Below are 10,665 nucleotides of genomic sequence, written 5' to 3'. Positions count from 1 at the left end.
GCCCCCACGAACACCCCACCCACGCCCGTGACGGCGGTCCCCGCCATCACCCCCATCCCCCCGGCCATCACGGCGAACGCCGCGAGGCCGCGGGAACTCCGGACACCGAGGCGATTCATGGCGCGTTGCCCTTCGCGGCGGATACGTCGTACGCACTGAACCCTAGGCGACACGCCGGGTATGCGCCCTTTTGTCGCATCCGAAGGAGTGCCCACGCCCCCGGCCCGCGCCGATGCCGACCCCATGGGAGGCTCTGTTCGCATGACGCGCACGACGCCCGAGCGGCCGGTCGATATCGAAGCGATGTTTCCGGAACTCGCCGAACACCGCAGGACGACCACCCGTCTGCACCCTCGGCCGGGCTCCCCGGAGCGGGATGAGAGCTCGGTGGCGGGCCCGTTCCTCTGGCCCGCCGACGAGCCGTGGCCCCTGTGCGAGGCCGTCCACGAGAAGGGCCGCGGGGAGCTGCTGTCCGACGTACGGCTGGAGCGCCGGATCCTCGACGAGGCGTGGCGGAGGGACTCGCCGCGTGGGCCGTCGGAGGCGGAACGCGCAACGCTCGCCGGTCTTGCGGAGGGCCTCCACCTCCCGGAGCTGCGGGACGACGCCTCGATCCCCCTGCTTGCCGCGGCCCAGCTCTTCACCCGGGACATCCCGGATCTGACCGGCCCCGAGGGGTGCGATCTGCTCCAGGTCTTCTGGTGCCCGTTCGAGGTGCACGGACCGGAACGGACGATGGACGTGCGGCTGAAGTGGCGGCGGTCGCAGGACGTGGGGGACGCGCTCACGGACAATCCGGAGCCGGTCGTTGTGGGACGGGCGGAATGCGTCCCGAATACGTGCGTACTCCACCCGGAGCAGGTCGTCGAGTACGAGTGGCCCGAACTGTTGAGCGGGGACGTGCAGGAAAGGATCGACGCCTGGGAGGAGGAACTCATGGACGCGGCCGCGGAAGAGGACACGTACGAACTCACCTACACGGGCGACCTGTCCATCGCGCCGGGCTGGAAGGTCGGCGGCTTCGCCCGGTGGGGGCTCACGGGCCCAGCCCGGATCGACTGCTCCTGCGGCGCTCCCATGCGTCCTCTGCTGACCGTCAGCGACCAGGAATGGAACGGAGGTTCACTGACGTGGGTGCCTCTGGAGGACCGGGAAATCGTGGACGTGATGGGAGCGAACGACCCCACCGGCGTATACGTCGGGCGCGGTCAGATGCGCATCTTCACGTGCCCTGTTGACCCCACGCACCCCCACCAGATCAACTTCCAGTAATCGGCGGCTACGAGAGTGGGGATATGGACGAGGCGGGCGGGTTCGGGGATCCGTGGGAGGGCGTGGACGCCGGGGGTGTGGCGGAGGCTGCTCGGCGGCAGGGGGAGCGGTCGGTGCCCGGGGTGGGGGACATGGCGGCGTATCTCGATGCGCAGGTCGCCGACGCCTCCCACCGGGAGGTCATCGGCCCGCTGCTGGACGGCGGGGGTGCGAGTGGGGTCGTCGTGCGGCGGGGTGCGGTGATCGCGTCGTGGGGGGATCCGGCGCGGGTGGAGATGGCGTACAGCGCGACGAAGAGCGTGCTGGCGCTGGTGGCGGGCGTGGCTCATGACGACGGGTTGCTGGAGCTGGACGAGCCGGTCCGAGCGCGGGTCGGGCTGCCGCAGTTCGACGGGGCCCAGGGGCGGGCCGTCACCTGGCGTCATCTGCTGGACCAGACGAGCCAGTGGGAGGGCGAGCTGTGGGGCAAGCCGACGTCGGTCGACGCGCAGAGCACGCGGGAGGGTACCGAGTCGGCGGGCGGGCCGCCCGGTGCGGGGTGGGCGTACAACGACGTCCGGGTGAATCTGACCGCCCTCGCGCTCACGGTCCTGTTCCGCCGCGCGCTGCCGGATGTGCTGCGGGAGCGCGTCATGGCGCCGATCGGGGCGTCGTCGTCCTGGTCCTGGCACGGTTACGCCGACGCGTTCGTGGACCTCGACGGCAGCCGGGTGCCGGTGGTCTCCGGCGGCGCCCACTGGGGCGGCGGGCTGTGGATCAACGCGCTCGACCTGGCCCGCCTCGGGCAGCTGTGCCTGCGCGGCGGCCGCTGGGGGCACACCCGGGTCGTCTCCGCCCGCTGGATCGAGCACATGTGGACGCCGTGCCGGGTCAAGCCGAACTACGGGCTGTCCTGGTGGCTCAACGACCACCGCACGGTATGGCCGACGGCCCCGGCGACCGGGCGCTGCGCCCGCGGCAACGGGGGCGGCCACCTGCTGTGGGTCGACCCGGCCCGGGACCTGGTCATCAGCTCCCGCTGGGGTGCTCACGTGGAGAGCCTGCTCGCCGCGGTGTCGGAGGCGGTCCAACCCGCGCCGGTCAGCGCGTCGGCGTGAGGGGCTGGGCGGCCGAGGGGAAGGCGCGGCGGGCGAGGGCCGCGGCGGTGGTCAGGCGGGTGAGGGCGGGGCGGAGGGCGCGGGGGCGGTAGGGGGCGTTCCAGGCGTAGGGGAAGGACGCCTTGTCGGGGGTGAGGAGGTTCGTCGTCTCGTCGCAGGCCAGGATCGCGATCAGCCAGCGGCGTACGGCGCGGTGGAAGGCGGGGGTGAGGGGGCGGGGGGCCAGGAGCCAGTCGCGGGACTGGGTGCTGACCGCCTGCTGGTAGGTCGTCTCGTCGTAGCGCTGCCAGGGCGACTCCGGGGTGATCGGGTGCAGGCCGTAGTCCATGGCGGTGAGGGGGGCCAGGGCGGTGCGGAGGGTGCCGTGGTCGGCGCTGGGGAGGAGTTCGCAGATGATCCAGGGGCGGTGGCGGCGGATGGTGGCGAGGGCGCCGGTCAGGACGTCCGCCTCGTAGGTCTCGACGTCGACCTTGATGAGGTGGGGGACGAGGCCGCGATCCTCGGTGAAGGCGTCCACCGTGGTGACCGGGACGGTCACCGATTCGGTGTGCTTGCGGTGGGCCGGGTTGAGGGAGTTCGAGGACTCCGACTTGTGGGAGAAGTACAGCTCCGCGGTGCCGGGTTCGGAGGAGAGCGCGGTCTGCTGCACCTCGTAGTCGAGGGCGTTGCAGTGGCGGATGCGGCGGCAGAGGGCGGCGGTCTGCGGGGTGGGTTCGAAGGCGATGGTGTGCGGGCCGCCGGGGCGCCGCCCGTAGACCGCGTCGACCAGGGCCGAGTACAGCCCGATGTGCGCCCCGATGTCGTACACCGCGCCGCCCGCCGGGGCCTGTCCGGCGAGGGCCAGCAGGGTGGCCTGGGTGGTGGGTTCGTAGCCTGCCAGGCCGGAGCGGCGCAACTGCCGCTGGACCGCGGTCTGTTTGCGGCTGAGCACATTGAGCGCGCGGGGGTACGGGCCGCTGGAGGCCAGGACGTCCGGGTTCAGCGGGAGGGTGATGGCGAGGGGCATGGCTGCCGCGGCTCCTGTCGGGTGACGGCCCGCTCCAGCGGGCTGGGGACGGGGAAGTAGGCGTCGAGGAAGGGGCCGAGCAGGGCCAGTTGACCGGCCAGGTCGTGTTCGGAGGAGACCGTGTCGTTGAGGCAGAACGCCTGGCAGTGGCGCGACCGCAGCAGTCTCGCGAGCCGGTTGTCGATGGTGGGCCGGGCGAGGTCGAAGTAGTCGTAGCGCAGCTGGGCCGGGACCGCGCGGCCGGTGAGGAACGCGTAGTAGTGGTGCAGGGAGGACGGCAGGGAGACGTCCGAGGTGGAACGCACCCGGTTGGCCATGGTGGCGCGGATCGGTTCCGGGAACTCCCGCTCGATCTCGGCGAGGACGCTGGTGCGCACGGCGTGCGGGGTGTGCTTCATCTTCTGGGTGACGGTCGCCCCGAACCGGCCCTCCAGCAGCCGCCGGTTGTTCTTGCCCGCCGCCGATACGGGGACGTCCAGCTGGTCGGCGGGGGCCAGCGGGATGAGCGCGCGGGAGGGGAAGAACTTGGTGACGCCGTTGGCGAGGAAGAAGTCCTGCGGGGTGACGGGCGAGCCTAGGAAGACGTCGTCGTTGAAGTAGAGGAAGTGTTCGGCGAGGCCCTTGATGTGGTGCAGCCGGGTCTCGATGGCGTGCGAGTTGAACGTGGGCAGCACGGTCGGGTCGTCGAAGATCTCCTGGTGGTCGACGACGGTGATGCCGGGGTGGTCGAGCGCGAGCCAGTCGGGCACCTGGCGGTCCGTCACGATGTAGATGTGCCGCACCCAGGGGGCGTACAGGTGGAGCGAGCGCAGGGAGTAGCGCAGCTCGTCGCGGTTGGCGTAGCGGGCGGCGTTGGCGGCCTGCTCGTGGTAGCCCGCCTCCGTGTTGGTCACGGCGGCGCGCCGCCGCTGCCACTGCGGGTCCGAGCCGTCGACCCAGGTGTAGACGACGTCGATGGGGAAGCGGACCTCGTCCGGCAGCCGGGTGGTGAACTCGGGGCGCGTACGGACGAGGGGGCCCGGGGACCAGCCCTCGGCCGGGGCGAGCCGGGTGAACATGTGGTCCGGTGCGCGGACGGCGTCGCCCGTGAGCGGTACGGAGGCGGTCGTGCGGTTGGGGCGCGGGGCGTGGAGGATCTCGGCGGTGCCTCCGCCCGGTTCCGGGTGCGCCGGGGCTTCCGCCGGGGCGCGGTCCCAGAACTCGATGTCGCAGCCGTGTGACGAGCCCAGGACCAGGTCCCCGCGCGGGGTGGTGTGGAAGCGGGTGAAGCGGACGACGGGCGCGGCGGCCAGGGCGCGCCAGGCGCGGGCCGTGGCGCCGAGGCGCAGCGGGGCCGCCCCGCCCTTGCGCGGGGGCAGCGAGACGTAGCCCGCCTCGCGTTCGCACAGCTCGCCGAGCGCGGTCACCACCGCCGTCCGCTGGTCCGCCCGTACGCCCACGGCGGAGGCGACGTTGCTGTAGCAGCGGACGACGAAGTGGTCGAGCCGCGCCCGGTCCAGCGCCTCGCACACCAGCCGCAGGTTCTCGGCGCGCGCGAACAGCGGGGTGGGCGTGCGGACGACGGTCGCGATCCGGGTCCCGCGGTCGTCGGCGATCACCATGCGGTCCGGTGCGGACAGCAGCCCCGTACGCACCAGCCGCCCCAGCCGCCGCCGCGCCCAGCGCAGCCGTAGGGCACCGGAGGTGAGGGACAGCCGACCCAGCCCGTGCAGGGCCGCGCGGCGCAGCTCGACACCGGTCATGGCGATGACCGCGCGGCGGATCCGCAGCGGGACCGTACGCCGGTAGCCGCGCACCAGGGGCGGATCGGCGAGCCACGGGGGTCGGGGGGCGGCGGGCGGTGCGGTGAGGGGCATCGTGCGTCCTGGGGCGGGCGGCGCGGGATGGGTGGTTCCTCACACCATCATCTGAACGCCTCCCGGATGGCCCGGCGGCATGGCGGGCCACCCCCAAAGTGCCCCCGTTCGGCCCAGCGGGTCCGTCGGCCGCCCCGGCGGACGGGCCCCGGTGGGCGGGGCGCCCCCGGTGGACGGGAACGGCCCGGCGCCCCTTTCGGGAGCCGGGCCGCAGCCGCTGTGGGTCGGGGCGCTTCAGGTGGGCTACTTCACCGCGCCCGCCATCACGCCTGCCACGAACTGCCGCTGGAAGGCGAAGAAGACGGCCAGCGGGATGATCATCGAGACGAACGCGCCGGGGCCCAGGATGTCGATGTTGTTGCCGAACTGCCGGACCTGCTGCTGGAGCGCCACCGTGATCGGCGGGTTGCCGCTGTCCGCGAAGATCAGGGCGACCAGCATGTCGTTCCAGACCCAGAGGAACTGGAAGATGCCGAGCGAGGCGATCGCCGGGGCGCCCAGCGGCATGACGACGCGGAAGAACAGCCGCAGCTCGCCCGCGCCGTCCAGGCGGGCCGCCTCCAGCAGCTCCCGCGGGATCTCGGCGAAGAAGTTCCGCAGCAGGAAGATCGCGAAGGGCAGGCCGAAGGCGGTGTGGAAGAGCACGACGCCGGTCGTGGTCTGGAAGATGCCGATCTCGCCGAAGAGCTTGGCGACCGGGATCAGGGCGACCTGGACCGGGACGACCAGCAGGCTGACGACGATCAGGAACCACCAGTCGCGGCCGGGGAAGTCCATCCAGGCGAAGGCGTACCCGGCCAGCGCGCCGAAGATGACCACCAGGAGGGTCGCCGGGATCGTGATGGCGAGGGTGGTCCACAGCGAGTCGGTGATCTGCTGGTTGCTCAGGAGCTTGTCGTACGCGTCGAAGGTCAGCTGCGACGGGTCGCTGAAGACCTTCCACCACCCCGAGATGTCCACCTGCGACGGGTCGCGCAGGGAGGACAGCAGCAGCCCCGCCGTCGGCATCAGCCAGAAGAGTCCGATGAGGACGAGGGCGACCTGCACCACCCCGCCCCCGGCCCGTTCCGCGATCCGCCCGACCAGGGACCGCTTCGCCTGTACGACCGTGTCCGCGCTGGTCATCGGCGGCTCTCCCTTCGAATCCGGCGGATGTTGACGAACATGACGGGCAGGACCAGCAACAGCAGCAGCACGGCGATCGCGCTGCCGAGGCCCTGGTTGACGTCGGTCCCGAAGGACGACTGGAAGAGCTGGAGCGCGAGGACGTTGGCGTCGTCCTGCGAGGGGCCCGGCGCGATGATGTAGACCAGGTCGAAGATCTTCATCACGTTGATCATCAGCGTGACGACGACGACCGAGAGCACCGGCGCCAGCAGCGGCACGGTGACCCGCCGGAAGACCTGCCACTCGTTGGCGCCGTCCATCCGCGCGGCCTCCATCAGCTCACGCGGGACGCCCGCGAGCCCCGCCGCGATGAGCACCATGGCGAAGCCCGCCCAGATCCAGACGTACGAACCGATGATGGCGGGGGTGACGAGGGACGGGCCGAGCCAGTCGATGCCGTTGTACGGCGCGGAGAAGTTCCAGGCGGGCAGCCGCAGCTGGGCGCCCTCGGCCTTGGCGGGGAGGGTGTACGTACCGTCCGCGGCCGATGTCGTCTTCGCGACGACCTTGCCGTCCTTGACCGCCTCGATCTTGAGGTCGGCCATTGCCTTCTCGCCCTTGTCGATGGCCCCTTCCTTGCCAAGACCGCCCTTGGTGAAGTCGAACCAGACGGTGCCGGTGACCTTCCCGGCCTCGGGCCGCGCGGCCCGGGCGTCCTGCGCGCCGCTGATGTCGTCGCGCTTGGCGGCGACCAGCGGAATCGAGGTGGGGGACCCGGCGCGGACGGTGTCCTGGGTGGTGAAGGAGCCGTTGGAGGACTCCGTCAGCCCGGCGGTCGGACGCGGATGGGCGCCGGGGAAGGGCGGCGAGGCGCTGAAGGAGTCATGCACGCCCACCCACATGGCGTTGGCCACGCCCTTGTCCGGGTCCTGTTCGTACACCAGCCGGAAGATGATGCCCGCGGCCAGCATCGAGATCGCCATCGGCATGAAGACGATCAGCTTGAACGCGGTGGCCCAGCGCACCCGCTCGGTGAGCACGGCGAAGATCAGGCCGAGCGCGGTGGAGATGGTCGGCGCCAGGATCAGCCAGATGATGTTGTTCTTGATCGCCGTCTTGGTGGCGTCGTCGGAGAACATCTCCGTGTAGTTGTCCAGGCCGACGAAGCCGTTGCCGCTGGCGTCGAAGAAGCTGCGGTAGACGGAGTAGCCGATCGGATAGACGACGAGCGCGCCGAGCAGCGCCAGCGCGGGCAGCAGGAACACCGCCGCCAGCCAGGGCCGGGTGCCCAGGACGCTCTTCCTCTTCTTGGCGATGCGTGGTGTGGCGGGTGGGGAGGACGACGCCCGGCCAGGTGTGGCCGCGCCGCCCGCAGTCGCGGTCGACATGATGTGGATCTCCCGGTCGAGTCGTCAGTTCTTGTACGCCTTGGCGGCATCGGCTTCCAACTGGCGCTGGATTCCTTCCACGTTCCTCGGGTTCTTGAGGAAGTCCTGGAGCGCCTTCCATTCGCCCTGGGCGGGCTTTCCGCCGAAGGAGGCCGGGGCCTGGTCGGACATGTCGAACCGGAAGTCATTGCCCGCCGCGATGAGCGCCTTGGCGATGTCGCGCATCGGGTCATTGGGATACGCGCTGAATTTGACGTGTCTGTTGGCCGAGATGAACCCGCCGGACTGGGCCCAGATGGTCGCGGCGTCGGGCGAGGCCAGGAACGTCAGCAGCGCCTGCGCGGCCTTGCTGTTCTTCAGCGCCACGCCCACGTCGCCGCCGGTCACCACCGGTGGCTTGGCGCCCACCGCCGGGAACGGGAACACCTTCGCGTCCCCGCCGAGTTCCGCGCCCGCGTCCGAGACGTTGGCCGCGACGAAGTCGGCCTCGAAGACCATGCCCGCGTCGGGCTCGGCGGCATTGCCGAACGCCTTGGTGACCGAATCCGGGAACGCGGTCTGGAGCGCGCCGCTCCGGCCGCCCGCGACCAGGCCCTTGGTGCCCCACAGCTGGGCGAGCGTTTCGAGCGCCTTCTTGACGGACGGGTCGGTCCACTTGATTTTGTGCTGGGCGAGCTGGTCGTACTTCTTCGGCCCCGCCTGGGAGAGGTAGACGTTCTCGAACCAGTCGGTCAGCGTCCAGCCGTCCTGGCCGCCGACCGCGACCGCGTCGGTGCCGGAATCCGAGATCAGCTGGGCCTGGGCCAGGAATTCCTTCCAGGTCTTCGGCTCCTTCGCCCCCGCATAGTCGAAGGCCGAGGTGTTGTACCAGATCAAGGACTTGTTGCTGGCCTTGAAATACACCCCGTACTGCTTGCCGTCGTACGAGCCGAGATCCTGCCAGCCCTTGGCGAAGTTCTTGTTCACCTCCGCCTTGGCGGCGGCGTCGAGCGGTTTCGCCCAGCCCTTCTGCGCGAATTCGCGCATGACCCCGACCTGGCCGACCATCGCCACATCCGGCGGCGAGCCGCCCGCGATCTTCGAGCCCACGAAGCCCGCCATGTCGTCACCGCTGGGCACGAAGGAGACCTTGGCGCCGGTGCGCTTCTCGAACTCCTTCAGCACCTTGGTGAAGTTCTCCTGCTCGGTGCCCGTCCAGACGGCGGTGACCTGGAGCTTCTGGCCCTTGAGGCTGGGCAGCTTGACGGTGACCGGCACCGGGCCGCCGCTGACCGTGTCCCCGTCGTCGCTGCCGCAGCCCGCGGCGGTGACCATGAGCGCTCCCGCCGATGCCGCGGCCAGCGCGGCTCGTGCGGTTCGCTTCTCCCGCTTCCTGTTCCTGCGAAGCGATTTCTGCATCCCCGTTTCCCTCCGATGCCGACCGCCTCGCGCGCGGCCGTGTCCCGTGCGACAGTCCTACGCCCGGTCACCCAACGTGGCAATACTGTTTTCGGCGTTCACTCACGGTCGTGACCGGGCCGTGATGAACACCTAAACGCAAAGGGGGAGCGGAACGGACAGATCCGTAATCGGTTAAAGCGTCAATGAAGTCGTGGGGTGGATGGGGCGAGTGGTGCGGCCGTGGTGCGGACGGACGTTGTGCGGCCCGCCCGCCCCGGTTGTCCGTACGACGGTCAGATCAGCGGTCAGATCAGCGCGGGCGCGGTCGGCGCGTCCGCCGACTGCGCGGCGCGCTGGAGCGCGCTGGCGAGCAGCGCCAGATCCGTCGGCCCGTTGCCCAGCTCGCGCAGCGGGCGGCGGGCCGGGGGATCGCCCATCCGCTCCCACTCCAGCGGTACGACCGTCGGCCGCTGGGTCGCGGTACGCGGTATCCGCCCGGTGACCCGGCCCGCCTGGAACGGGGTCGCCGCCGCGTCGTCGGGCCGCAGCAGACGGCCGCGGCCGGGAGCGTGCTCACCGCCGGACTCGGCGGACGCGTCCGAGGCGTGGGGCTCCGCCTCCGGCCGCTCGGACGAGGAGGGGCCCAGCGGGCGGGGCTCCAGGACGATCCGCAGCCCGGCCCGCTCGACCGCCGCCGTATCCGCCGTACGGTCCGGTCGGCCGGACGCCGCCACCAGATGGACGCCCAGATGGGCGCCGTCCCGGGCGATCGCCTCCAGCGCGCGCACCACCGAACCGGCCGCCGGGCGGCCGGGGCTGCCGAGGGCCGGGGCCACCAGCGCGTCGAAGTCGTCGACGAGGACGACGAGGCGGGGGAAGGGACGCGGGGTTTCTGTGCTGCGCGCCTCGGGGGCGTGCTGGTCCTGGCCACGCTGGGGGCGCAGCCTCAGCGTCGTACTGGGCGGCGGGTCGATGTCGCCGGGGGAGCGGGGCGCGATCACCCGCGGGGGAGCGCCGCCGGGCGCGCCCGTACCCTCCCGGAGCCGGGTGTGCCAGGTGACGAAGTCCAGTCGGCCCAGCAGCTCGGCCCGGCGCTTCAGCTCCGAGCTGAGCGCCTGCGCGAACTCCCGCATCCGCACCGGGTCGGAGGCCGCCAGATACGTCGACACGTGCGGCAGATCCGTGCACACCCGCAGCCCCTCGCCGCGCTCCGCGCCGCCGCTCGCCCCCGCGCCGTCGAGGAGCACCAGCTCCAGCCGGTCGGGTCGTTCGGCGGCCGCGAGCGAGGCGGCCAGCGACCGCAGCAGCTCCGTCTTGCCGGTGCCCGGCCCGCCGTCGATCAGCAGATGCGGGCCGTCGGCGGCCAGATCGACGGCGACCGGTCCGCGCGGCCCGGCGCCCAGCACCGCGAGCGCCCGGCCACCCGCCGGAACCTCGTCAGCGGCGGCCGCCCAACGCGCCATCAGCGACGCGGGGGTGGCCCGGGCGAGCCCCAACTCGTCCAGCAGGCGGGCCGAGTCGGGCAGCGGGGCCGACACCTGGCGCCCCGGGCCGCCCTC

Annotated in this window: 8 protein-coding genes; 2 read left to right on the top strand and 6 right to left on the bottom strand. The window is 71.8% G+C overall.

Annotation, left to right across the window (positions count from 1 at the left end):
• Positions 1–261: 261 nt before the first annotated feature.
• Complete coding sequence (locus EEJ42_RS38980) at positions 262–1,272, top strand: hypothetical protein (RefSeq protein ID WP_123106890.1); 1,011 nt, start codon at positions 262–264, stop codon at positions 1,270–1,272.
• Positions 1,273–1,295: 23 nt separating this feature from the next.
• Positions 1,296–2,369, top strand: a complete 1,074-nt coding sequence (locus tag EEJ42_RS38975) for a serine hydrolase domain-containing protein (RefSeq protein WP_123106889.1) — start codon at positions 1,296–1,298, stop codon at positions 2,367–2,369.
• Here EEJ42_RS38975 and EEJ42_RS38970 read toward each other — a convergent pair.
• The 6 genes from EEJ42_RS38970 to EEJ42_RS38945 form a co-directional block, all read right to left on the bottom strand.
• Entirely contained in the window at positions 2,353–3,375 is a 1,023-nt protein-coding gene (locus tag EEJ42_RS38970) for an FkbM family methyltransferase (RefSeq protein ID WP_123106888.1), read from the bottom strand. The two genes, EEJ42_RS38975 and EEJ42_RS38970, sit on opposite strands and share 17 nt — an antisense overlap.
• Positions 3,348–5,231, bottom strand: a complete 1,884-nt coding sequence (locus EEJ42_RS38965; RefSeq protein WP_123106887.1) for a stealth family protein — start codon at positions 5,229–5,231, stop codon at positions 3,348–3,350. The genes EEJ42_RS38970 and EEJ42_RS38965 overlap by 28 nt, the downstream gene beginning before the upstream one ends.
• 243 nt (positions 5,232–5,474) lie before the next feature.
• Positions 5,475–6,356: a carbohydrate ABC transporter permease gene (locus tag EEJ42_RS38960; RefSeq protein ID WP_123106886.1), complete on the bottom strand. Its 882-nt coding sequence runs from the start codon at positions 6,354–6,356 to the stop codon at positions 5,475–5,477.
• On the bottom strand, positions 6,353–7,726 hold the full coding sequence (locus EEJ42_RS38955; protein WP_123106885.1) for a carbohydrate ABC transporter permease: 1,374 nt from the start codon (positions 7,724–7,726) through the stop codon (positions 6,353–6,355). Before EEJ42_RS38955 ends, EEJ42_RS38960 begins: the two co-directional genes overlap by 4 nt.
• A 24-nt stretch (positions 7,727–7,750) precedes the next feature.
• Entirely contained in the window at positions 7,751–9,124 is a 1,374-nt protein-coding gene (locus EEJ42_RS38950) for an ABC transporter substrate-binding protein (protein ID WP_123106884.1), read from the bottom strand.
• A 287-nt stretch (positions 9,125–9,411) separates the two neighbouring features.
• Positions 9,412–10,665 (bottom strand): FtsK/SpoIIIE domain-containing protein (locus EEJ42_RS38945; RefSeq protein WP_123106883.1); only part of this gene is annotated, 1,254 nt, incomplete at its 5' end.

Source organism: Streptomyces botrytidirepellens (assembly GCF_003721215.1).
Lineage (GTDB): Bacteria > Actinomycetota > Actinomycetes > Streptomycetales > Streptomycetaceae > Streptomyces > Streptomyces himastatinicus.
Note: the sequence above shows the minus strand (reverse complement) of the source record. Positions and strands in the feature narration are given on the sequence as shown.

Excerpts from the sequence above, each read along its gene's own strand:
- EEJ42_RS38980 (WP_123106890.1), top strand. The coding sequence starts at position 262 with ATGACGCGCACGACGCCCGAGCGGCCGGTCGATATCGAAGCGATGTTT.
- EEJ42_RS38975 (WP_123106889.1), top strand. The coding sequence starts at position 1,296 with ATGGACGAGGCGGGCGGGTTCGGGGATCCGTGGGAGGGCGTGGACGCC.
- EEJ42_RS38970 (WP_123106888.1), bottom strand. The coding sequence starts at position 3,375 with ATGCCCCTCGCCATCACCCTCCCGCTGAACCCGGACGTCCTGGCCTCC.
- EEJ42_RS38965 (WP_123106887.1), bottom strand. The coding sequence starts at position 5,231 with ATGCCCCTCACCGCACCGCCCGCCGCCCCCCGACCCCCGTGGCTCGCC.
- EEJ42_RS38960 (WP_123106886.1), bottom strand. The coding sequence starts at position 6,356 with ATGACCAGCGCGGACACGGTCGTACAGGCGAAGCGGTCCCTGGTCGGG.
- EEJ42_RS38955 (WP_123106885.1), bottom strand. The coding sequence starts at position 7,726 with ATGTCGACCGCGACTGCGGGCGGCGCGGCCACACCTGGCCGGGCGTCG.
- EEJ42_RS38950 (WP_123106884.1), bottom strand. The coding sequence starts at position 9,124 with ATGCAGAAATCGCTTCGCAGGAACAGGAAGCGGGAGAAGCGAACCGCA.